Source organism: Serratia sp. BNK-23, assembly GCF_047456145.1.
Lineage (GTDB): Bacteria > Pseudomonadota > Gammaproteobacteria > Enterobacterales > Enterobacteriaceae > Serratia > Serratia nematodiphila.
Genome location: NZ_CP179900.1, coordinates 737,534 through 760,953, shown reverse-complemented (window position 1 = coordinate 760,953; position 23,420 = coordinate 737,534). Strand labels below are relative to the sequence as shown.

General features: G+C 60.5%; 21 protein-coding genes. 15 read left to right on the top strand and 6 right to left on the bottom strand.

Annotated features, from left to right (window positions below; all coding sequences use genetic code 11):
• The first annotated feature begins 4 nt into the window (after positions 1 to 4).
• The 7 genes from ACMGF9_RS03585 (at position 5) to ACMGF9_RS03555 (ending at position 6,430) form a co-directional block, all read left to right on the top strand.
• A complete protein-coding gene (locus tag ACMGF9_RS03585; RefSeq protein WP_099982737.1) occupies positions 5 to 475 on the top strand; it encodes a YhcH/YjgK/YiaL family protein in 471 nt (156 codons plus the stop codon).
• Positions 476 to 599: 124 nt separating this feature from the next.
• Positions 600 to 1,895, top strand: coding sequence for an MFS transporter (locus ACMGF9_RS03580; protein WP_118891724.1), 1,296 nt, complete (start codon positions 600 to 602; stop codon positions 1,893 to 1,895).
• Positions 1,895 to 3,385 carry an FGGY-family carbohydrate kinase gene (locus tag ACMGF9_RS03575; RefSeq protein WP_118891723.1) on the top strand — a complete coding sequence of 497 codons (1,491 nt, stop codon included), beginning with the start codon at positions 1,895 to 1,897 and terminating at the stop codon, positions 3,383 to 3,385. Before ACMGF9_RS03580 ends, ACMGF9_RS03575 begins: the two co-directional genes overlap by 1 nt.
• Positions 3,382 to 4,038, top strand: a complete 657-nt coding sequence (gene ulaD, locus ACMGF9_RS03570) for a 3-keto-L-gulonate-6-phosphate decarboxylase UlaD (protein WP_085058856.1) — start codon at positions 3,382 to 3,384, stop codon at positions 4,036 to 4,038. Before ACMGF9_RS03575 ends, ulaD begins: the two co-directional genes overlap by 4 nt.
• 1 nt (position 4,039) lies before the next feature.
• Positions 4,040 to 4,900, top strand: a complete 861-nt coding sequence (locus ACMGF9_RS03565; protein ID WP_082997448.1) for an L-ribulose-5-phosphate 3-epimerase — start codon at positions 4,040 to 4,042, stop codon at positions 4,898 to 4,900.
• Positions 4,894 to 5,589 carry an L-ribulose-5-phosphate 4-epimerase gene (araD, locus tag ACMGF9_RS03560; protein ID WP_079452420.1) on the top strand — a complete coding sequence of 232 codons (696 nt, stop codon included), beginning with the start codon at positions 4,894 to 4,896 and terminating at the stop codon, positions 5,587 to 5,589. Before ACMGF9_RS03565 ends, araD begins: the two co-directional genes overlap by 7 nt.
• A 142-nt stretch (positions 5,590 to 5,731) precedes the next feature.
• Complete coding sequence (locus ACMGF9_RS03555; RefSeq protein ID WP_049186812.1) at positions 5,732 to 6,430, top strand: RluA family pseudouridine synthase; 699 nt, start codon at positions 5,732 to 5,734, stop codon at positions 6,428 to 6,430.
• A gap of 7 nt (positions 6,431 to 6,437) precedes the next feature.
• Here the strand turns inward: ACMGF9_RS03555 and ACMGF9_RS03550 are convergent, their stop codons facing one another.
• On the bottom strand, positions 6,438 to 6,977 hold the full coding sequence (locus ACMGF9_RS03550; RefSeq protein WP_004931599.1) for a DUF2058 domain-containing protein: 540 nt from the start codon (positions 6,975 to 6,977) through the stop codon (positions 6,438 to 6,440).
• A 304-nt stretch (positions 6,978 to 7,281) separates the two neighbouring features.
• Between ACMGF9_RS03550 and ACMGF9_RS03545 the strand changes: the two genes are divergently transcribed.
• The 3 genes from ACMGF9_RS03545 to ACMGF9_RS03535 all read left to right on the top strand — a co-directional run bounded on the left by ACMGF9_RS03545 (position 7,282) and on the right by ACMGF9_RS03535 (position 10,838).
• Entirely contained in the window at positions 7,282 to 8,259 is a 978-nt protein-coding gene (locus ACMGF9_RS03545; protein ID WP_033632135.1) for a DUF1852 domain-containing protein, read from the top strand.
• A 25-nt stretch (positions 8,260 to 8,284) separates the two neighbouring features.
• Positions 8,285 to 9,316 carry a methionine synthase gene (locus ACMGF9_RS03540; protein ID WP_004931594.1) on the top strand — a complete coding sequence of 344 codons (1,032 nt, stop codon included), beginning with the start codon at positions 8,285 to 8,287 and terminating at the stop codon, positions 9,314 to 9,316.
• A 172-nt stretch (positions 9,317 to 9,488) separates the two neighbouring features.
• Positions 9,489 to 10,838 (top strand): MFS transporter, encoded by a 1,350-nt coding sequence (locus ACMGF9_RS03535; protein ID WP_118891721.1) that lies wholly within the window; start codon positions 9,489 to 9,491, stop codon positions 10,836 to 10,838.
• 82 nt (positions 10,839 to 10,920) lie between these two features.
• Here the strand turns inward: ACMGF9_RS03535 and mscS are convergent, their stop codons facing one another.
• Entirely contained in the window at positions 10,921 to 11,787 is an 867-nt protein-coding gene (mscS, locus tag ACMGF9_RS03530) for a small-conductance mechanosensitive channel MscS (protein WP_015378992.1), read from the bottom strand.
• 205 nt (positions 11,788 to 11,992) lie between these two features.
• Here mscS and ACMGF9_RS03525 point away from each other — a divergent pair, with 205 nt between their 5' ends.
• Entirely contained in the window at positions 11,993 to 12,661 is a 669-nt protein-coding gene (locus ACMGF9_RS03525) for a DUF1345 domain-containing protein (RefSeq protein ID WP_015378993.1), read from the top strand.
• 219 nt (positions 12,662 to 12,880) lie between these two features.
• On the opposite strand, the gene fbaA is transcribed toward ACMGF9_RS03525, so the two are convergent.
• The 4 genes from fbaA to ACMGF9_RS03505 form a co-directional block, all read right to left on the bottom strand.
• Entirely contained in the window at positions 12,881 to 13,960 is a 1,080-nt protein-coding gene (gene fbaA / locus ACMGF9_RS03520) for a class II fructose-bisphosphate aldolase (protein ID WP_004931586.1), read from the bottom strand.
• A gap of 116 nt (positions 13,961 to 14,076) precedes the next feature.
• Positions 14,077 to 15,240: a phosphoglycerate kinase gene (gene pgk, locus ACMGF9_RS03515; protein ID WP_015378994.1), complete on the bottom strand. Its 1,164-nt coding sequence runs from the start codon at positions 15,238 to 15,240 to the stop codon at positions 14,077 to 14,079.
• Between the two features lie 70 nt (positions 15,241 to 15,310).
• On the bottom strand, positions 15,311 to 16,327 hold the full coding sequence (gene epd, locus ACMGF9_RS03510; protein ID WP_004931582.1) for an erythrose-4-phosphate dehydrogenase: 1,017 nt from the start codon (positions 16,325 to 16,327) through the stop codon (positions 15,311 to 15,313).
• Between the two features lie 311 nt (positions 16,328 to 16,638).
• The gene (locus tag ACMGF9_RS03505) at positions 16,639 to 17,598 is read right to left on the bottom strand and encodes a LysR substrate-binding domain-containing protein (RefSeq protein ID WP_274517900.1); all 960 of its coding nucleotides are present in this window, start codon (positions 17,596 to 17,598) and stop codon (positions 16,639 to 16,641) included.
• Positions 17,599 to 17,680: 82 nt separating this feature from the next.
• On the opposite strand from ACMGF9_RS03505, the gene ACMGF9_RS03500 reads away from it, so the two are divergent.
• From ACMGF9_RS03500 to ACMGF9_RS03485, 4 genes are all read left to right on the top strand, one after another.
• Entirely contained in the window at positions 17,681 to 18,766 is a 1,086-nt protein-coding gene (locus ACMGF9_RS03500) for a tartrate dehydrogenase (RefSeq protein WP_015378996.1), read from the top strand.
• A gap of 364 nt (positions 18,767 to 19,130) precedes the next feature.
• Complete coding sequence (locus ACMGF9_RS03495; RefSeq protein WP_021505733.1) at positions 19,131 to 20,741, top strand: BCCT family transporter; 1,611 nt, start codon at positions 19,131 to 19,133, stop codon at positions 20,739 to 20,741.
• 26 nt (positions 20,742 to 20,767) lie between these two features.
• Positions 20,768 to 21,892, top strand: coding sequence for an aromatic ring-hydroxylating oxygenase subunit alpha (locus tag ACMGF9_RS03490; protein ID WP_015378998.1), 1,125 nt, complete (start codon positions 20,768 to 20,770; stop codon positions 21,890 to 21,892).
• A 45-nt stretch (positions 21,893 to 21,937) separates the two neighbouring features.
• A complete protein-coding gene (locus ACMGF9_RS03485; protein WP_164123856.1) occupies positions 21,938 to 23,386 on the top strand; it encodes a succinate-semialdehyde dehydrogenase in 1,449 nt (482 codons plus the stop codon).
• The last annotated feature ends 34 nt before the right edge of the window (positions 23,387 to 23,420 follow it).

Sequence of the window (23,420 nt, the reverse complement as noted above, 5' to 3'; positions counted from 1 at the left end):
CATCATGATATTCGGCCACATCGCCAACACCGCGCCCGAGCAGTACCCGACGCCGGTCGCCAACGCCGTCGCCTATTTGCAGCGCACCGATTTCAGCGTCTTGCCCGCAGGGCGCTATGAAGATCCCGCCACCGGCTACGTGGTGCAAGTGCTGGATCTGCATACCCAACCACCGGATGCGCTGCGCCCGGAAGTCCACCGGCAAAACGTCGACGTGCAGTTTCTGGTCAGCGGCACCGAACTTATCGGCGTAGCGGCGGACAATGGCGACAACATCGTTCATCAGGAGCTGCTGGCGCAGCGCGACATCCTGTTTTATCAGGACGTGGCCGACGAATCCTGGCTCACGATGCGGCCCGGCAACTTCGCGGTATTTTTCCCACAGGACGTGCATCGCCCGGCCTGCATTAACCAACGCCCCAGCGCGATACGCAAGGTGGTGGTGAAAATACCGCTGGCGTCGTTTAGCGCCTGATAGCCGCCACACCCGTAACGATAACAACACCGGTCCATGGGCCTGTGCGGGCGCCCCTGCGCCCAAATCAAGCAAAACAATAACGCCCGACCCTACAAAAAAGCGAACATCGAAAGAGGTCCTTATGAATACAGCCTCCGTTTCCATCAGCCAAAGCCAGGCGATCCCCAAGCTCCGCTGGCTGAGGATCGTGCCGCCGATCCTCATCACCTGCATCATTTCTTACATGGACCGGGTCAACATCGCCTTCGCCATGCCCGGCGGCATGGATGACGAACTCGGCATCACCGCCTCGATGGCCGGGCTGGCCGGCGGCATCTTCTTCATCGGTTACCTGTTTCTGCAGGTGCCCGGCGGCAAGCTGGCGGTATACGGCAACGGCAAGAAATTCATCGGCTGGTCACTGTTGGCCTGGGCGGTGATATCGGTGCTGACCGGGCTGGTCACCAACCAGTACCAGCTGCTGTTCCTGCGCTTCGCCCTCGGCGTTTCCGAAGGCGGCATGCTGCCGGTGGTGCTGACCATGATCAGTAACTGGTTCCCGGATAAGGAGCGCGGCCGCGCCAACGCCATCGTCATCATGTTCGTGCCGATCGCCGGCATTCTCACCGCCCCGCTGTCGGGTTGGATCATCACCGCCTGGGACTGGCGCATGCTGTTTCTGGTGGAGGGCGCTCTGTCGCTGGTCGTCATGGCGCTGTGGTACTTCACCATCAGCAACCGGCCCCAGGAGGCCAAATGGATCTCGCAGGCGGAAAAAGAGTATCTGGTAAAGACCCTGCACGACGAACAGCTGCTGATCAAAGGAAAAACGGTGCGCAACGCCTCGCTGCGCCGGGTGCTCGGCGACCGGATCATGTGGCAGCTGATCCTGGTGAATTTTTTCTACCAGACCGGTATCTACGGCTACACCCTGTGGCTGCCGACCATTTTGAAAGAGCTGACCCACGGCGATATGGAACAAGTGGGCCTGCTGGCTATCTTGCCCTATATCGGCGCCATCTTCGGCATGCTGATCATCTCCACCCTCTCCGATCGCACCGGTAAGCGCAAAGTCTTCGTCGCCCTGCCGCTGGCCTGCTTTGCCGCCTGCATGGCGCTGTCGGTGCTGCTGAAGGATCACGTCTGGTGGTCTTACGCTGCGCTGGTCGGCTGCGGCGTATTTATTCAGGCGGCGGCCGGGGTGTTCTGGACCATCCCGCCCAAATTGTTCAACGCCGAAGTGGCCGGCGGCGCGCGCGGCGTGATCAATGCGCTGGGCAACCTCGGCGGCTTTTGCGGCCCGTATATGGTCGGCGTCCTGATCAGCCTGTTCAACAAGGATGTCGGTGTCTACAGCCTGGCTGCCTCGTTGGCGATCGCCTCCGTGCTGGCGTTGATGCTGCCCAATAAATGCGACCACAGTACGAGGAGCGAATGATGGAATATTGGCTGGGGCTCGACTGCGGCGGCACCTTCATCAAGGCGGGTTTATACGACCGCAGGGGCCATGAACACGGCGTTGCGCGGCGTAATCTGGCGATCGTCGCGCCACAGCCTGGCTGGGCCGAGCGCGATATGGCATCGCTGTGGCACACCGCCGCCGAGGTGATCCGTGAAGTGCTGTCCGCCAGCGGCGTCGTCGCCGGCGCCATCCAGGCCATCGGCATCTCGGCGCAGGGCAAGGGCGCGTTTCTGCTGGATAAACAGGGGCAGCCGCTGGGCAACGCCATGCTTTCTTCCGATCAGCGCGCGCTGGCGCTGGTGCAGGAATGGCAACGGCAGGGCGTGCCGCAAGCGCTGTATCCGCAAACGCGCCAAACGCTGTGGACTGGGCACCCGGTCTCGCTGCTGCGCTGGCTGAAGCGGCATCAGCCGGAACGTTACGCCCGCATCGGCAGCGTGCTGATGGCGCACGACTACCTGCGCTATTGCCTGACCGGCGAGCTGGCCTGCGAAGAAACCAATATCTCCGAATCCAACCTGTATCAGATGCGCAGTGGACGCTATGACCCGGCGCTGGCGCAGCTGCTGGGCATCGGCGACATCATGCCCGCCCTTCCGACGATTGTCGGTTCGGCCGATATCGCCGGGCGCGTCGCGGCAAACGCCGCGGCCATTACCGGCCTGCAAATCGGCACCCCGGTGGTCGGCGGGTTGTTCGACGTGGTGTCCACCGCGTTGTGCGCCGGCCTGCAGGACGAAACCCGGCTCAACGCGGTGATGGGGACCTGGTCGGTCACCAGCGGCATCACCGACGCCATCGTCGAGGGTTTCGATCATCCCTTTGTCTATGGCCGCCACGCCGAAAACGGCCAATACATCGTACACGAAGCCAGCCCCACTTCCGCCGCCAACCTGGAATGGTTTTGTCACCAATGGGGGCTGCAGGACTACGACCAGCTTAACCGCTGGGTCGCCGCCCTGCCGAAAGCCGCCGGCGATCTGCTGTTCGCCCCTTTCCTGTATGGCTCCAACGCCGGCCTGGGGCTGAGCGCCAGCTTCTACGGCCTGCTGGCCTTCCACCAGCGCGAGCACCTGGTGCAGGCGATCTACGAAGGCGTGGTGTTCTGCCACATGACGCACCTTAACCGCATGCGCCGGCGTTTCCCTGAGGCGCAGGCGCTGCGCGTGACCGGCGGCCCCGCCAAATCCCTCCCCTGGATGCAAATGTTCGCCGACGTCAGCGGCCTGCCGGTTGAGCTGCCGCAGGTGGAAGAAACCGGCTGTCTGGGCGCGGCGATGGCGGCCATGGTCGGCAGCGGCGTCTTCAGCGATTTCACCGCCGCCCAGCGCCGGCTGGCGCCGCGTATAGAGCGGCTGCTGCCTGATGCGGCCGCCGCCAAAGCTTACGACCACAAACACCAACGTTATCAGGCGCTGATTGCTGCATTGCAACATCTGCAGCCCGCCAACAAGGAGGCTCCATGAGCACGAAACCGCGCCTGCAGCTGGCGCTCGATCAAACCCGTTTGGATACGGCGCTGCGCACCGCCGAGACCCTCAGCCCCCATGTGGACATCATCGAGGCCGGTACCATTTTGTGCATCAGCGCCGGCATTCAGGCGGTTAGCGCGCTGCGCGAGCGCTGTCCGCAGCACACGCTGGTGGCCGATCTCAAGGTGGCCGACGCCGGTGCGACGCTGGCCGAGCAGGCCTTCGACCAGGGCGCGGACTGGATGACCGTGATCTGCGCCGCGCCGTTGGCCACCATGGCCAGCGCGCGGGAGGTCGCCGAGCGTCACGGCGGCGAAATCCAGATCGAACTGTTCGGCCGCTGGACATTGGAGGATGCGCGGCAATGGCACGGCCTTGGCATTCGCCAGGCGATCTATCACCGCGGCCGCGACGCGCAGGCCAGCGGGCAAACCTGGGGCCGACAGGATCTGGATCGGATGAAGGCGCTGTCCGATCTGGGCATCGAGCTGTCGGTGACCGGCGGCATCACGCCCGCCGACCTGCCGCTGTTTAAAGAGATCGCCGTCACCGCCTTTATCGCCGGCCGCGCGCTGGCCGAGGCCGGCGATCCGCCGGCGGCCGCCAGGCAGTTCCGCGCCGCCATCGATGACATCTGGAGATCATGATATGCGTCAGCACCCGTTGGGAATCTACGAGAAAGCACTGCCGAAACACCTGAGCTGGCCCGAGCGCCTGGCGCTGGCCAAGGCCTGCGGCTTCGACTTCGTCGAAATGTCGGTGGACGAAAGCGATGAACGCCTGGCGCGCCTGAGCTGGAGCAAGGCGCAGCGCTTGGCGCTGGTGGAAGCCGTGCTGGAAACCGGCATCCGCATCCCGTCGATGTGCCTCTCCGGCCACCGGCGCTTTCCGTTTGGCAGCCACGATCCGGCGCTGCGCCAGCGCGCCTTCGACGTGATGGAACAGGCCATTCAGCTGGCCAAAGACGTTGGTATCCGCACCATCCAGCTGGCCGGCTACGACGTGTATTACGAAGAGCAGGACGAGGGGACGCTGGCGCGCTTTAGCGAAGGCATGCAGTGGGCGGTAGAGCGTGCCGCCGCCGCCCAGGTGATGCTGGCGGTGGAAATCATGGATACCGCCTTTATGAACTCGATCGGTAAATGGAAAGCCTGGGACGCCCTGCTGGCCTCGCCGTGGTTCACGGTGTATCCGGACGTCGGCAACCTCAGCGCCTGGGGCAATGACGTGCCGCGCGAGCTGGAGCTGGGCATCGATCGCATCGCCGCCATTCACCTGAAAGACACCTACCCGGTCACCGCCGTTTCGCCGGGACAATTCCGCGACGTGCCGTTTGGCGAAGGCTGCGTCGACTTCGTCGAGGTGTTTCGCACGCTGCAGCGCCTCAATTACCGCGGCGCATTCCTGATTGAGATGTGGACCGAAAAAGCCGAGGAGCCGGTGGCCGAGATCGTTCAGGCCCGCCGCTGGATCGAACAGAAAATGCAACAAGGGGGCATGACATGCTGACTCAGTTAAAACAACAGGTGCTGGAGGCCAATCTCGATCTGCCGCGCCATAAGCTGGTGACCTTTACCTGGGGCAACGTCAGCGCGGTGGATCGCGAACGCGGCCTGGTGGTGATCAAGCCTTCCGGCGTTGAATACGAGCATATGACGGCGGAGGATATGGTGGTGGTCGATCTGGCCAGCGGCCGCACCGTCGAGGGGGTAAAAAAACCGTCGTCGGACACCGCCACCCATCTGGCGCTGTACCGCGAATTCGCCGATATCGGCGGCATCGTGCACACCCATTCGCGCCACGCCACCATCTGGGCGCAGGCCGGGCTGGATATCCCCGCCTGGGGAACCACCCACGCCGACTACTTTTATGGCGCGATCCCCTGCACTCGCCTGATGACCCAGGATGAAATTGAGCACGATTACGAACTGGAAACCGGCAACGTGATTATCGAAACCTTCCGCCGGCGCGATATCAATCCCAACGCGATCCCGGCGGTACTGGTCAACGCCCACGGCCCCTTCGCCTGGGGCAAAGACGCCCACAATGCGGTGCATAATGCGGTGGTGCTGGAAGAAATTGCCTACATGGGCATTTTCTCGCGCCAGCTGACGCCGGGCATTCACAGCATGCAGCGCGAACTGTTGGACAAACACTACCTGCGCAAACACGGCCAACACGCCTACTACGGGCAGTAGCGCGCCGGGGCTTTAACCGTGGCACCCGATGCTTTGCCGCATCGGGTGCCAACGGGCATGAGGCGCAGTGTAGCGAAAACCGCATTCGCTCATCGACGCGAAATTCGCTATCATCCGCCCCCACCCTCCAGCCGGCCACCCGATGTCTACGATCACCGATACCTTTATCGCCCCGCCATGCCATGACCAGATAGAGATCCTCTATCAGGACGATCATCTGGCGCTGATCAATAAGCCGGCCGGGCTGCTCAGCCTCTCGGGCAAGAATCCGCAGAATCTCGATTCGGTACACCACCGGCTGGTACAGCTGTTCCCCGGCTGCGCCCTGGCGCACCGCCTGGATTTCGGCACGTCCGGTTTGATGGTGGTGGCCCGCAACAAGGCCGTCAACGCCGCGCTCTGCCGGCAGTTCAGCGAACGCACCATCGGCAAAGTGTACAGCGCGCTGCTCTGCGGCCATCTGGCGGATAACGAAGGGGTAATAGACGCGGCGATCGCCAAAGATCCGGCGCTGTTCCCGCTGATGTCGATTTGCGCCCTCCACGGCAAGCCCGCCCGCTCCCGCTATCGGGTCGTCGAACGTTTTTATCGTGAAACGGAAGGCGGGATCTCGCTGCCGCTGACGCGGGTGCAGCTCACCCCGGAGACCGGACGCACCCACCAGCTACGTATTCACAGCCGGCAATTGGGCCATCCTATTTTAGGTTGCGATCTGTATGGCGGGCGCCTGCTGCCGGGTACCGAACAGACGCCGCGGCTGATGCTGCACGCCAGCGAGCTGGACTTTGTGCACCCCATCAGCGGAGAGCGGATAGCCGCTCGTCACGCCGCGCCGTTCTGAACGCGGCTTACCACATCAAATCGTCGGGCACTTTAAAGTCGGCGTACGGATCGTCTTCATCCTGCTCTTCCTGACTCAGCGCACTGTGCAGCACTATGCTGGCCGCATCGCGCTGCGCGATTTTATCGGCGACGCTCGCGGGGATAATCGCGTATTCACACTCTTCGCGGCTCTCGACAACCAAGCGGGCAATGGCGAGGCGGCCATTGATCAGCTGCGTCTGGGTCGCTTTATCCACCAGAATTTTCTTGATCAGGTTACCGTCGGTGAAGTTGAAACCGATATCGCCTTTCGCCAGGACGATGCGGTTCATCTCGATCAGTTGCTTCACCTGCGCCTTGTATTCTTTGGACAGCGCGGCCTGCTTTTGCTGCTCGCTCAATTGCTTATCGCGCTCAAGCTGCGCCTTTTTATTCTCTTCCACCGCCTCTCTGGCCTCGCGCGCCTGAACGCGTGATTTTTTAGCCGTTCTCTGGACTTTGGCCATTTTCTTGCTGGTTACCAAGCCCGCTTTGAGCATCTGCTCTTGTAAGGTGAGTTTTGTCATGTTCGTGTCTGAAGCAGTGGGGTCATGGTGGGATTATACCCGTAATTTTTCAGGCTGCACCAGCTTGCCGGGCGGCTTGCAACGCAGGGCAACGGCGGCAACCCCACCTGAACCCCAGATCATGAATGTGGCTCATGTGGTAATGAAATTAAGTCTCTTTCACTCCCACCGGGACTCTGGCAAAAATAGACCTCATTAACGACAGACAATATGAAATCGGCTGAATGAAAAAATAGAAAAACAAGCCATTGAAATAAATGGATAAACCCAGCCCTCATATCATATAACAGGATGCTATAAGACGATGAATAGAGACTTTACCTTTACGATTAAGAGCAGTTCTTTCGATGAAGATTATAACCCTTCTGAAAATACGCGTATCACCACCAACTTCGCCAATTTGGCCAGAGGAGAAAACCGCCGGGAGAACCTGCGCAACACGCTGGTGATGATTAACAACCGCTTCAATTCGTTGGCGCATTGGGATAACCCCAAGGCCGATCGCTATGCGGTCGAGCTTGAAATCATTTCGGTTGAGATGCGCATTGAAGATCACAGCGCCAGCTTCCCGGTGATAGAAATCCTGAAAACCAACATCCTTGATAAAAAAACGCAAACGCGTATCGAGGGCATCGTCGGGAACAATTTCTCCTCTTACGTGCGCGATTACGACTTTAGCGTCTTGCTGCCGGCGCACAATAAAAACACGGCGGAATTTACCATTCCGGATGATTTCGGCGATTTGCATGGCAATATCTTTAAGCACTTCGTCAATTCAAACGAATACCATGAGAATTTCAGCAAACCGCCGGTGATCTGCCTCAGCGTGTCCAGCAAAGACACCTATCATCGGACGGGCAATCAACACCCGGTCTTGGGCGACGAGTATCGGCAAGACGGCGCTTCGCTGACCGACCGGTATTTTAAAAAAATGGGCCTGCAGGTGCGCTATTTCATGCCGAAAAATAGCGTCGCCCCCCTGGCGTTTTATTTCCCCGGGGATTTGCTGAGCGATTATACCGATCTGGAGCTGATTGGCACCATCAGCACGATGGAGACCTTCCAAAAAATCTATCGGCCTGAAATTTACAATGCCAACTCGGCGGCGGGGCAATGCTATCAGCCAAGCCTGAATAACCAGGATCATTCATTAACCAAGATTGTTTACGATCGCGAAGAGCGTAGCCAGTTGGCGATTGAGCAGGGGAAATTTACGGAAGAGCAATTTATCAAACCCTACAAGCCTATTCTTGAGCAATGGTCTGCCCACTACGCGCTTTGATTCACTTAAATACAGGTCACCTATCATGAAAATATTGCTCCCCACATCGACCGCCGGCAGCTTACCCAAACCGGTCTGGCTGGCCCAACCGGAAACCCTGTGGTCGCCCTGGAAATTGCAAAATGAAGAATTAATCGAAGGCAAGCAAGACGCCCTGCGTTTATCGCTGGCAGAGCAACAACAGGCCGGCATCGATATCGTCAGCGATGGCGAGCAAACCCGTCAGCACTTCGTCACTACGTTTATCGAACACCTCAGCGGCGTCGATTTCGAGAAACGCGAAGTGGTTAAAATCCGCAATCGCTACGAGGCGAGCGTGCCAACCGTGGTGGGGGCGGTCTCGCGTCAAAAGCCCGTTTTCGTTGAAGACGCCAAATTTTTACGCCAGCTGACCCAGCAGCCGATTAAATGGGCCCTGCCGGGGCCGATGACCATGATCGACACGCTCTATGACAACCACTATAAAAGCCGCGAGAAATTGGCCTGGGAGTTCGCCAAGATCCTCAATCAGGAAGCCAAAGAGCTTGAGGCCGCAGGCGTCGACATTATTCAGTTTGATGAGCCCGCATTTAATGTGTTCTTTGACGAGGTGAATGACTGGGGCATCGCCGCCCTGGAAAGAGCCGTTGAAGGGCTTAAGTGTGAAACCGCCGTACATATCTGCTATGGATACGGCATTAAGGCCAATACCGACTGGAAAAAGACGCTGGGCTCTGAGTGGCGACAATATGAAGAGGCGTTTCCCAAGCTGCAAACGTCGACTATCGATATTATCTCGTTGGAGTGCCATAACTCGCACGTGCCGATGGATCTGCTTGAACTGATCCGCGGCAAAAAGGTGATGGTCGGCGCCATCGACGTGGCGAATCATGCCGTTGAGACGCCGGAAGAAGTGGCCGCTACGCTGCGCAAAGCGCTGCAGTTTGTCGATGCCGACAAGCTCTATCCGTCGACCAACTGCGGCATGGCTCCCCTGCCTCGTCAGGTCGCCCGCGGCAAGCTGAATGCGTTAAGCGCAGGCGCCGAGATCGTGCGCCGAGAGCTGTTGGCCAAATAACCGCGCCAGCGCCCGCCGCAGTAGCCTCCTGCGGCGGGCGATTATCAATCGACTCCTTCTCCCCGCAACGCCCCCGCGCTGGTGTATACTCGGATTTCTACGCGATGCCAGCCACAGCGGCCTGAACGGCCCCTCAGCCAGCCCACACCAGCTTAATAACAGTGGAACCCTCATGAGCCCAGATACCGCTCGCATCAGCGAAATCATCGATCGCGCCAGGATCTCACCCTACCAAATCCTGATCCTGACCTTATGTTTCCTCATCGCCCTGCTGGACGGCTTCGATACCGCCATCATCGGCTATATCGCCCCGGCGCTGCGCGAAGAGTGGGGCCTGCAGCCAGCGCAGCTCTCCCCCGCCTTCGGTGCGGGATTGTTCGGTCTGCTGATCGGCAGCCTGCTGTTCGGGCCGATCGCCGACGCTATCGGCCGCAAGCGCGTGCTGCTCGTCGCGGTGCTGGTGTTTGGCGGCTGCACCCTGGCTTCAGCCTATGCGCATTCGATCGAATCCCTGACCTGGTTGCGCTTTATCACCGGCATTGGCCTCGGCGGCGCGATACCGACCTGCATCACCCTCAGCTCTGAGTACTCACCGGCGCGCCGGCGCATGTTGATGGTCACCCTAAGCTGGAGCGGCTTTACCGCCGGGCTGGCCCTGGGCGGCCTGCTGGCCGGGCAGATCATTCCAGCGTTCGGCTGGCGCGGCCTGCTGCTGGTCGGCGGCATTGCACCGTTGGCGCTGCTGCCGCTGTTGGCCTGGCAGATGCCCGAGTCGGTGCGCTTTATGGCCGCCAGCGCCAAACATGCCGATCGGCTGCGCCGGGTGGTCGAGCGTATCACCGGCCAGCGTTGGACGGGGGGACCCATTGTCGATGACGAGCGCCCGGCGCAGGCCAGGTCGCCGATCTCGCACCTGTTTATCGAAGGGCGCGCCGTGCGCACCCTGCTGCTGTGGGCGGCATTCTTCTGTTCGCTGTTCGTGTTCTACCTGCTCACCAGTTGGCTGCCGACGATCCTCAAAGACGCCGGTTTCGATATCGCCCACGCCTCGCGCATCGGCGCGATGGTGCCGCTCGGCGGCACCCTGGGCGCCATCCTGATGGCGCTGCTGATGGATCGGGTCGGGCCCTATCGCGTGCTGGCCTTCTCCTACCTGGGCGCCGCGCTGGTGATCGGCGCTACCGGTTACCTGATGGGCGACGCATACACGCTGGCCGCCGTCGTGTTCCTGATAGGCTTCGGCGTGGCCGGCGCGCAAAACGGCCTGAATCTGGTTTCCGCCACCCTTTACCCGACCGCAGCCCGCGTGACCGGCGTCAGCTGGGCCATGGCCAATGGCCGCTTCGGCTCGATCGTCGGCTCGATGCTCGGCGCCTGGATGATGACCGCCGCCGGTTCGCCGGAAGTGTTCTTCCTCTGGCTGGCGCTGCCGGCGCTGCTGGGCGCAGTCGCCATCTTCCTGCTTTATCGCCTCAGCCTGCGCCGCCGCGCGCCGCTCACCGAACCGGCGGCCGGCATCTGAACTCGCGGAAAATAAAAGGCCGAGACGCCATCAGTGACGTCTCGGCCTGCAATCAAAAAGGGGGCCAAGGCTCCCTTCTGCGTTATTCCGCCTTGGCGGAAGCGTCTTCGGTGCGATACAGGTGCACGTCCATTTGCGGGAACGGAATGCCGATGTTGTGGGCATCCAGCGCGCGCTTGAAGTTTTCCATCAGATCGAAGTACACGTTCCAGTATTCCGCGTTGGTGGTCCAGGAACGGGTCACGAAGTTCAGAGAGGACGGCGCCATCTCGTTCAGACGCACGGTCACGCCTTTAGCGTGCATGATGCGCTTGTCGGCGGCGATCACGTCGCCCAACACCTTCTTCACCACGTCGATATCGGCGTTGTAGGCCACGCCTACCACGATGTCCACGCGGCGGTTCGGTTCGCGGGAATAGTTGATGATGTTGCCGGCGATGATTTTACCGTTCGGCACCACGATGGTTTTGTTGTCTGCGGTACGCAGGGTGGTGGAGAAAATCTGCACCTGATCGACGGTACCGGCCACGCCGCCCAGATCGACATACTCACCCACGCGCAGCGGGCGGAAGATCACCAGCAGCACGCCGGCGGCGAAGTTGGACAGCGAGCCTTGCAGCGCCAGGCCGACGGCCAAACCGGCGGCACCCAGCACGGCGATCACCGAGGTGGTCTGCACGCCGACGCGCCCCAGCACCGCGATGAAGGTGAACGCCAGCACGCCGTAACGTACGATCGCCGACAGGAAGTCCGCCACCGTGGCGTCGATGCCGCGCAGCTTCATTACGCGGTTCAGCGCATTGCCGACCACGCGGGCCACGATCGAACCGATGATCAGGATAACGATGGCGGCGACGATATTCACCGCGTACTGGATCAACAGATCCTGGTTCTTCACCAACCAGTCGCCGGCACCGTTGATGCCGTCTACTACATTCAAATCTTTCATTCGTGTCGTCCTAACTCAGTCCCTAACGGGAGAAACTCGCAAAAATACACTGGCTTCGGCAGCCAGTAGGAAACCACCGCCTAAGGGTAACCAACATTAAAGGCTCATGCCAACCGTCAGCGTTAAAAATAGCCGAAACCGCCCGCCGCTTCTTCTATGCTGAAAACAGCGCGTTGGCCATTTCACGACAAGGGATCCGTTCTTCATGCACATTCGCTCTTCGCTTAAACACTATTGGCAAGTGCGGCCCAGGCTGCTGCTTTCCGTCGGCGCCGGGCTGTTGTGCTTCCTGCTGCTGCCCGCACAGCTCTCGCTGCTGCAACGCTTGATGATCGGCTGGAATACGCTGGCCTGGCTCTATCTGCTGTTTCTCTGGCGGCTGATGCTGGTCAGCACGCCGCAGCACATTCGCCAGATCGCCCGGCGACAGGATGAAAGCGCCAGCACGGTGTTGGCGCTGGTCAGTTTCGGTTGTCTGGTGAGCATTCTGGCGATCCTGTTCGAATTGAGCAGCGCCAAACAGGCCAGCGACTCGCTGAAAACCCTGCATCTGGCACTAACCGGCGGAACGCTGGCGGTATCCTGGCTGCTGCTGCCAACTGCCTTCACCATGCACTATGCTCATCAGTTTTATCGCCAGGGCGCACAGCAGGATCCTTTGCCGCTGCTGTTCCCCGGCAATCTCACCGAGCCGACCTATCTGGATTTCGCCTACTTCTCCTTCACCATCGCGGTCGCGTCGCAGACCGCCGATGTGGCGGTCGGCGCCGCGGAGGTGCGTAAAATCGCGCTCGTGCAGTCGGTTATTTCGTTCGTGTTCAACATGCTGATCCTGGGCCTGTCGATCAACGTCGGTGCCGGCCTGCTGGGCTGAAAACGAAAAAGGCTCCCCGCAGGGAGCCTTTTAATCACAAACAAAGGAGGAAAAAACGTGGTTTTTCCTCCTTTGTGATCATCAGCCGAAAATCAATAAATTGATTTTCCTTATTTTTTATATTTTGCCAACGGCGAGCCAGGCAACGCCATCAGGCTTGTCATAAACAACAAGGCTCCCCGCAGGGAGCCTTTTGCATCGTGCAACAGCTGACGAAGATTACAGAACGTCTACCGCGTTCAGATCTTTGAAGGCCTGCTCCAGACGCGTCACCATGCTGGTCTGCGCTGCGCGCAGCCAGACGCGTGGATCGTAGTATTTCTTGTTCGGCTGATCGGCGCCTTTCGGGTTGCCCAGCTGGCCCTGCAGGTAAGCTTCGTTCGCTTTGTAGTACTGCAGGATGCCGTCCCAGGTCGCCCATTGGGTATCGGTGTCGATGTTCATCTTGATCACGCCGTAGCTGACGGACTCTTTGATTTCCGCATCGCTGGAACCGGAACCGCCGTGGAACACGAAGTTCAGGCTGTTATGCGGCAGGTTGAATTTCTCGGAAACGTATTTCTGAGAATCGCGCAGGATGGTCGGAGTCAGCTTAACGTTACCTGGCTTGTACACGCCGTGCACGTTACCGAACGAGGCTGCGATGGTAAAGCGCGGGCTGATGGCGTTCAGTTTTTCGTACGCGTAAGCCACGTCTTCCGGCTGGGTGTACAGCGCGGAAGCGTCCATATGGCTGTTGTCCACGCCGTCTTCTTCACCGCCGGTGCAGCCCAGTTCGATTTCCAGCGTCATGCCGATTTTGGCCATGCGCTTCAGGTAGGCGCTGCAGATCTCGATGTTTTCTTCCAGAGATTCTTCAGACAGATCGATCATGTGGGAAGAGAACAGCGGTTTGCCGGTAGCGGCGAAGTGCTTCTCGCCGGCGTCCAGCAGGCCGTCCAGCCATGGCAGCAGTTTCTTCGCGCAGTGGTCGGTGTGCAGGATCACCGGCACGCCGTAGTGTTCAGCCATCTGGTGAACGTGGTGTGCGCCGGAGATAGCGCCCAGAATCGCTGCGCCCTGAGGCACATCGGTCTTCACGCCTTTGCCGGCGATAAACGCGGCGCCGCCGTTGGAGAACTGAACGATGACCGGCGCGCGCACTTTAGCCGCGGCTTCCAGCACTGCGTTGATGGAGTCGGTACCCACGCAGTTTACCGCTGGCAGTGCAAAGTTGTTCTCTTTAGCAACTGCGAAGACTTTCTGAACGTCATCACCCGTGATGACACCCGGTTTTACGAAATCAAAAATTTTAGACATGTTACTTTGTCCTGTTTCGTCGGCCGTAGATGGATGTAAATCGATGTTTTCACGCCGCGCAGCGTTAGCCGCGCGGTATAAAACAAACGGGCGGCTTTCGCCTCCCGTTGTCTGAATTACTGCTTAGCGCGCTCTTCCAGCATCACGACTGCAGGCAGCGGTTTCCCTTCAACGAATTCCAGGAATGCGCCACCGCCGGTGGAGATGTAGGAAATTTTGTCAGCGATACCGAACAGATCGATGGCTGCCAGAGTGTCGCCGCCGCCAGCGATAGAGAAAGCGTCGCTATCGGCGATCGCGCGGGCGACAATTTCGGTGCCCTTACGGAAGTTAGGGAACTCGAATACGCCAACCGGGCCATTCCACAGAATGGTCTTGGCGTTCTTCAGGATAACGGCCAGACGCTCGGCAGAGACGTCGCCCATATCCAGAATTTGCTCGTTGTCCTGGATCTCGCTCGCCGGCTTCACGGTCGCGGTTGCGGTTTCGGAGAACTCGGTCGCTACGCGCACATCGGTCGGCACCGGAATGTCGCAGGTTTCCAGCAGTTTCTGCGCGTTCGGGATCAGGTCAGGTTCGTACAGGGACTGGCCCACGTTGTTGCCCTGCGCCGCCACGAAGGTGTTGGCGATGCCGCCGCCGACGATCAGCTGATCGGCGATTTTGGACAGAGAATCCAGCACGGTCAGTTTGGTGGAGACTTTAGAACCGCCCACGATGGCGACCATCGGACGGGCCGGGTTGCCCAGCGCTTTGCCCAGCGCTTCCAGTTCGGCGGACAGCAGCGGGCCGGCACAGGCGACAGGCGCGAACTTGCCCACGCCGTGGGTGGAAGCCTGCGCGCGGTGCGCGGTGCCGAATGCGTCCATCACGTACACGTCGCACAGCGCCGCGTATTTCTTGGACAGGGTTTCGTCGTCTTTCTTCTCGCCCTTATTGAAGCGGACGTTTTCCAGCACCACCAGTTCGCCTTCGGCGACGTCGACGCCATCCAGATAATCCTTCGCCAGACGCACTGGGGATTTCAGATGGTCTTTCAGGTAGTTGACCACAGGCAGCAGGGAGAATTCTTCGTTGTACTCGCCTTCGGTAGGACGACCCAGGTGGGAGGTTACCATCACGCGGGCGCCTTGCTTCAGCGCAGCTTCGATAGTCGGCAGGGAAGCGCGGATACGCGCGTCGGAAGTCACTTTACCGTCTTTTACCGGCACGTTCAGATCGGAGCGGATCAGTACGCGTTTACCCGCCAGATCCAGATCGGTCATCTTAATTACAGACATGGTGAACCCTCTTTATTGAATCTCTATAAAATTGCCTGAGCAGCGCGCCAATCACGCCGGCGCCGCCGTACTAGAAACCGCTGGCAGCCATTGCCCGTGTTGTATCCAACATCCGATTGGCAAAGCCCCATTCATTGTCGCACCAGACCAAGGTCTTTATCAGGTGCTGCCCGCTGACCCGGGTCTGCGTACCGTCGACGATAGCGCTGTGCGGGTCATGGTTAAAATCGATCGAGACCAATGGTAATTCCGTGTAGTCAACTATACCACGAAATGATTCCCGTGCGGCCTTTTGCAACAGCTGGTTGACCTCCGCCACCTTCACCGCGGCGCTCACGCTGACGCTCAGATCGATAGCCGTCACGTTGATGGTCGGCACGCGCACCGAGATAGCCTCGAAGCGGTCGCAAAACTGCGGGAAGATGCGGGTGATGCCCGCGGCCAGCTTGGTATCGACCGGAATGATCGACTGGCTCGCCGCGCGGGTGCGCCGCAAATCCGCGTGATACGCGTCGATCACCGGCTGATCGTTCATCGCCGAGTGAATGGTGGTCACGGTGCCGGATTCGATGCTGTAGGCGTCGTCCAGCAGCTTGATCACCGGAATAATGCAGTTGGTGGTGCACGAGGCGTTGGACACGATGCGATGTTCCGCCAGCAGCGTCTGATGGTTGACGCCGAACACGATGGTGGCGTCCAGATCGTTGCCGCCCGGGTGGGCGAACAGCACTTTCTTCGCCCCCGCCGCCAGATGGGCTTCGCCATCCGCCCGGCTGCCGTACACGCCGCTGCAGTCCAGCACCACGTCGACGCCCAGCTCGCCCCAGGGCAACTGCTCCACCGCCGGCTGGTGCAACAGGCGAATCGCGTCGTCTCCGACGCTCAGCGTGTCGCACTCCTGCCGCACATCCCAGGCGAAGCGGCCGTGGCTGGAATCGTACTTCAGCAGATGGGCCATGCCTTCGGCGTTCGCCAGCTCGTTGATCGCCACCACGGAGATTTCCGCCCGTCGTCCCGATTCGTACAGTGCGCGCAATACGCTGCGGCCGATGCGGCCAAAGCCGTTTATCGCTATGCGGATGGTCATGCTGCTCCTGAAAAAGGGCCGTCCACGCCGGGTGACTCACCGGCGCCGCCCGGCGCTGACTGGTTGTCTCACTAACCCGCATAGAGTAGTGGATCGTACCGCCCGCTGTGAATCGCCGAGTTTGCATTATTCCCGCGCTTCAGCGGTTTTTCACCGCCGTCACATCGGCATTTCTGTTGAAGAGTGCTTCAACTGAAACGCTTCAGCTGAGCATAAACCAAAGTTTTGGCAAAAGGAACAGGTGCAACAGTTCCTCAGGTAACGGAGGGGAGTTTTACGAGCATAAGATGATCTGGCGCACATTTTTGGCCTCAAGACCGCGACGGATTTTCGCTCGCCGGCCCCGTTTCGCCATAGTGCTCACGAAAATAGTCGCGCAAAAATTCGACCGTCACCCGCACTTTCGCCGACGTTGCCAGCCGGGAAACGTACACCGCCCAGATATTGGCCGGCTGATAATACTCCGGCAGGATGTGCACCAGCCTGCCGCTGTCGATGTTCTCTTTCACGTCCCAGGCGGAACGCAGCGCGACGCCCTGCCCGTCCAGGCACCACTGGTGCACGATTTCGCCGTGGTTCGACGCCAGCGCCCCCGTCACCTTCACCGTCTCTTCGCCGCCCGGCCCCTGCAGCCGCCACAGCCCGAACGGGTGATCGCGTTCCTTGATCACCAGACAGGAACGGCCCGCCAGCTCAGCCGGATTTTTCGGCACGCCGTGGCGCTGCAGGTACGCCGGCGAAGCGCACAGGATGCGCTGATTGTCCGCCAGCTTGCGCGCAATCAAATTGGGGGCGATATCGTCGCCGATGCGGATATCCAGATCGAATCCTTCGCTGACCAGATCCACCAGCCGATCGGACACGTCGAGCCGCAGTTCCAGCTGCGGGTACTGCCGCGCCAGCGCCGACAGCGCCGGCGCCACGAAACGCCGGCCGAAGCCGAAGCTGCTGACCACGCGCAGCATGCCCTGCGGCGCCTGGCGCACCTCGGACAGTTCGTCCATCATCTGATCGACATCGTTGAGAATGCGCTGCGCCCATTCGTAGATGCGTTCGCCGTCTTCGGTGATCGCCACCCGCCGCGTGGTGCGGTGCAGCAACGACACGTCCAGCGCCTTCTCCAACAGCGCGATGCGCTTGCTGATAAAGGCAGGCGAAACACCCAGCTCTTCGGCGGCGGCGGCGAACCCGGCGCGGCGCGCCACCAGCACGAACACCCGCAGGTCACTCAGGATCGGCATATTGTTCATGATTCGTGTTTTATGTTTCACCGTTTTCGCGATTGATTAACAGTTAGTCAATTATAGGATAAGAGTGTTGTCAATCTCCCCTACCTACAAATGAGACCTCTGTATGAGCAAAACTTACAAGATTGCCGCTATCCCCGGGGACGGTATCGGACGGGAAGTGTTGCCGGAAGGCATACGGGTATTGCAGGCGGCGGCGGCGCGCTGGGATCTGTCGTTGGAATTCGACACCTTCGAGTGGGCCAGCTGCGACTACTACCAGCACCACGGCCAGATGATGCCGGACGATTGGTTTGAGCAGCTCAAGGGCTTCGACGCCATCTATTTCGGCGCCGTCGGCTGGCCGGACACGGTGCCCGACCACATTTCGCTGTGGGGTTCACTGCTTAAATTTCGCCGCGACTTCGAGCAATACGTCAACCTGCGCCCGGTGCGACTGTTTCCCGGCGTGCCCTGCCCGCTGGCGAACAAGCAGCCGGGAGACATCGATTTCTACGTGGTGCGCGAAAATACCGAAGGGGAATACTCCTCGCTCGGCGGACGGATGTTCGAAGGCACCGAACGCGAGATGGTGATCCAGGAATCGGTGTTCACCCGTCAGGGCGTGGACCGCATCCTCAAGTACGCCTTTGAGCTGGCGCAGCAGCGCTCGCGCAAACGCCTGACCGCCGCCACCAAGTCCAACGGCATGGCCATCAGCATGCCGTACTGGGATGAGCGCGTGGCGGAGATGGCGCGCCAATACCCTGATATCGCCTGGGATAAACAGCACATCGATATTCTGTGCGCGCGCTTCGTGCTGAACCCCGAACGCTTCGACGTGGTGGTGGCTTCCAACCTGTTCGGCGATATCCTGTCGGATCTCGGCCCGGCCTGTACCGGCACCATCGGCATCGCGCCGTCGGCCAACCTGAACCCGGAACGCAACTTCCCGTCGCTGTTCGAGCCGGTACACGGCTCGGCGCCGGACATTTTCGGCAAAAACATCGCCAACCCGATCGCCATGATCTGGAGCGGCGCGATGATGCTGGACTTCCTCGGCGACGGCGATGCCCGCTACCGCCAGGCGCACGACGGCATCCTGCAGGCGATTGAGCGCATTATCGCCGACGGGCCGCGCACGCCGGACATGCGCGGCGACGCCTCCACCCAGCAAGTCGGCCAGGCGATCGCCGCCCTGCTGCAACGCTAAACGCCGTTGATTTTCCTGCGCAGGGCGCCCTTTCGCGCCCTGCTTTGCCACGTCCGTTTTTCCGCTTCGATCGCCGCCGCAAATCCGCTGAAAATCACCGCAGAAAGCACGCCAATACCCCGGCCAAGATCACAACAAATTGTTTACATACTGTGTTTTATCCTTTTACAGATGCCCTAATTGTGGCCCTCCTGTAATTTGTGCACACTCAAAAATGTTAATGAAGAGTAAACATTTCCGGTGGCGTTCTGTCGGGGCGTTTGCTCCTCGCGGTGTAACAAAACAAAGGGTTCAAACCAACAAGGCCCGGGCGCGCCCTACGCTTCGCGCACCGGCCCACCACCGATAACAGGAGTTCACTCCCATGCAGAGCACCCCTAAAAAGGATGTCACGCTCATCGCCATCAGCCTGTGCAGTATTGCGCTGATCGCCCTTTGCCTGATGCTCTTTCCGGCTCAATCCGCGCTTATCGCCAACACCATTTTCAACGGCGTCACCCGGCTGTTCGGTTCAACCATTCAAATCCTGGTGCTGATCGCCCTGCTGGTGGTGCTGTATCTGGCGTTGAGCAAATACGGCAACATCCGCCTCGGCGAAGGCAAACCGCAATACTCCACGCTGGCCTGGCTGTTCATGTTCATCTGCGCCGGCCTGGGCTCGTCCACCCTGTACTGGGGGGTGATGGAATGGGCGTATTATTACCAGACGCCGGGGCTGAACATCGCGCCGCGCACCCCAAAGGCGCTGGAATACAGCATCAGCTACTCCTTCTTCCACTGGGGCCTGAGCGCCTGGGCGACCTACGCCCTCGCCTCGCTGATCATGGCCTACCACTTCCACGTGCGTAAGAACAAAGGGCTCAGCCTGTCGGGGATCATTGCCGCCATCACCGGCGTGCGTGCCAACGGCCCGATCGGGCGGATGGTGGATCTGATTTTCCTGGTCGCCACCGTCGGCGCCCTCACCATTTCGCTGGTGCTGACCGCCTCCACCTTTACCCGCGGGCTGACGGCGTTGACCGGCATCCCGGATAACTTCACGGTACAGGCGACGGTGATCCTGCTGGCGGCAGTGATCTTCTGTCTCAGCTCTTACATCGGCATCGACGGCGGCATGCAGCGCCTGAGCAAAATGGTCGGCTGGGGCGCCTTCGCCTTCGCCGGGCTGGTGCTGCTGGTCGGCCCCACCGAGTTCACCATCAACAACACCATCAACGCCATCGGCCTGACGGCGCAAAACTTCCTGCAGATGAGCCTGTTCACCGACCCGATGGGCGACGGCAGCTTCAGCCGCAGCTGGACGGTGTTCTACTGGCTGTGGTGGATCTCCTATACCCCGGGCGTGGCGATGTTCGTCACCCGCGTCTCGCGCGGCCGCAAGATTAAAGAGGTGATCTGGGCGCTGCTGCTCGGCAGCACCCTCGGCTGCTGGTTCTTCTTCGGCTCGCTGGAAAGTTACGCCATGCACCAGTTCATCAGCGGGCAGCTCAACGTGCCGGAGATCCTCAGCACTCAGGGCGGCGAAACCGCCGTGCAGATGCTGCTGACGGCGCTGCCGCTTGGCAAGCTGTTCCTGGCCGCCTATCTGTTCATCATGATCATTTTCCTGGCCTCGCACATGGACGCCGTGGCCTACACCATGGCCGCCACCAGCACCCGCAACCTGCAGGAGGGGCAAGATCCCAGCCCGATGCTGCGCCTGTTCTGGTGCGTAGTGATCACCCTGATCCCGCTGTCGATCCTGTTTACCGGCGCCTCGCTGGACACCATGAAAACCACGGTGATCCTGACCGCGCTGCCGTTCCTGCTGGTGCTGCTGGTGAAAACCTACGGCTTTGCCCGCTGGCTGAAACAGGACTACGCGGCCATCCCGGCGCACCTGATCGAAAGCAGCCCACCGGCGCTGCCAGACGCGCCGCCGGCCGCCGAACTCTCCGCTCCATCGTCGTATCAACCGCGCCCTATGGCGAAATGACAATAAGAAAAGAGGAAGGTTAACTTATGAGCACTCTGATCCCTGAATTTACCTTACCGAAAGATTTCTGCGCCGACGCCCGCGAGGCTTACACCATTCCGGCCCGGTTCTATACCCACCAGGCAGCGTTCGAGCACGAGAAAGAGCAGGTGTTCGCCACCAGTTGGATCTGCGTGGCGCACCGCAGCGAGCTCGCCCAACCGAACGACTACATCACCCGCGAGATCATCGGTGAAAACATTCTGGTGGTGCGCGGCCGCGACAAAGTACTGCGCGCCTTTTACAACGTCTGCCCGCACCGCGGCCACCAGCTGCTGGCGGGCGACGGCCGGGCGAAAAACGTCATCACCTGCCCTTATCACGCCTGGGCGTTCAAGCTGGACGGCGAACTGGCGCACGCGCGCAACTGCGAAAACGTGCAGAACTTCGATAAGGAAAACTCGCATCTGGTGCCGGTGCGGGTCGAAGAGTACGCCGGGTTTATTTACGTCAATCTGGACTCGCAGGCCGGCACGGTGGAAGACCAGCTGCCGGGCCTCGGCGCCAAAGTGCGCGAGGCCTGCCCGCAGGTCGACGATCTCAAGCTGGCGGCGCGCTTCGTCACCCGCACCCCGGCCAACTGGAAGAACATCGTCGACAACTACCTCGAGTGCTACCACTGCGGCCCGGCGCACCCCGGCTTCGCCGACTCGGTGCAGGTCGACCGCTACTGGCACACCCTGCACGGCAACTGGACGCTGCAGTTCGGCTACGCCCGCCCTTCCGAGCAGTCGTTCAAGTTTGAAGAGGGTAAAGAAGCCAGCTTCCACGGCATCTGGCTGTGGCCGTGCACCATGTTCAACATGCCGCCGCTGGAAGGCATGATGACGGTGATCTATGAGTTCCCGGTTGATGCGGAAACCACCCTGCAGCACTACGACATTTACTTCACCAACGCCGATTTGAGCGACGAACAGCTCAAACTGATCGACTGGTACCGCGACGTGTTCCGCCCGGAAGATTTGCGGCTGGTGGAGAGCGTGCAAAAAGGCCTCAAATCGCGCGGCTATCGCGGGCAGGGGCGCATCATGGCCGACGGCGCTGGCAGCGGCGTCAGCGAGCACGGCATCGCCCACTTCCACAACCTGCTGGCGCAGGTTTATCAACCCTGATGCGACGGGGCCCAAGGGCCCCTTTCCCTGACTTGTGAGGTTCTCGTGAATATTTCCGATCGGGCGCTATTCCGCCAACAGGCCTACATCAACGGCCAATGGCGCGACGCCGACAACCAGGAAACCCTGCCGGTGAGCGATCCCGCCACCGGCCAACTCATCGGCAGCGTGCCCAACATGGCGATGGCCGAAACCCAATCGGCGATCGACGCCGCCCAGCAGGCGCTGGAAGGCTGGCGCGCGCTGCCGGCGCAACAGCGCGCGCAGCTGCTGCGCCGCTGGTTCGAACTGATGCTGGAACACCAGCAGGATCTGGCCAGCCTGATGACGCTGGAACAAGGCAAACCGCTGGCGGAATCGCTGGGCGAAATCCGCTACGCCGCCTCCTTTATCGAATGGTTCGCCGAACAGGCCAAGCGCACCAATGGCGACATCATCCCCTCGCCGAGCAGCGATAAACGCCTGATGGTGCTGAAGCAGGGCATCGGCGTGTGCGCGGCGATCACGCCCTGGAACTTTCCGGCGGCGATGATCACCCGCAAGGCTGCGCCGGCGCTGGCGGCCGGCTGTACGCTGGTGGTCAAACCCGCCAACGAAACCCCTTATTCGGCGCTGGCGATGGCCGAGTTGGCCGAGCGCGCCGGCATTCCCGCCGGGGTATTCAACGTGGTGACCGGCAATTCGCAGGCGATCGGCGCCGAGCTGACTCGCCACCCGCAGGTGCGCAAACTCAGCTTTACCGGCTCCACACCGGTGGGCAGGCTGCTGATGCGCCAGAGCGCGGACACCATCAAGAAAGTGTCGCTGGAGCTGGGCGGCAACGCGCCGTTCATCGTGTTTGACGATGCAGACATCGATGCCGCGGTGGAAGGCGCGCTGATCGCCAAATACCGCAACGCCGGGCAGACCTGCGTGTGCGTCAACCGGTTCTACATACAGCGCGGCGTTTACGCCCAGTTCGCCGAAAAATTTGTCGCCCGGGTAGCGGCGCTGCAGGTCGGCAACGGTTTCGAACCGGGCGTGCAAATAGGCCCGCTGATCAACCGCAAGGCGCGCGACAAGGTGCTGGAGCTACTCGATGATGCGCTGAGCAAAGGCGCCCAGGTGCTGACCGGCGCTACGCCGCACACGCTGGGCGGCAACTTCTTCACCCCGACGGTGCTGGGCGACGTACAGCCCGGCTCGCTGCTGCTGGAAGAAGAGATCTTCGGCCCGGTCGCGCCGCTGGTGATATTCGATGACGAAGCCGAGGCGATCCGCCAGGCCAACGACACCATCTACGGATTGGCCGCCTACTTCTACACCCGCGATGCGGCGCGCATCTGGCGCGTTTCGGAGCGGCTGGAGTACGGCATGGTCGGCATCAATACCGGGCTTATCTCCAACGAGGTGGCGCCGTTCGGCGGAGTGAAACAGTCAGGCCTGGGGCGTGAAGGCTCCGAATACGGCATCGAAGACTATCTGGAGCTCAAATACCTGTGCCAGGCGGTATAACTTTTTTATGCGCGGGGACGCCCGCGCTTTGGAG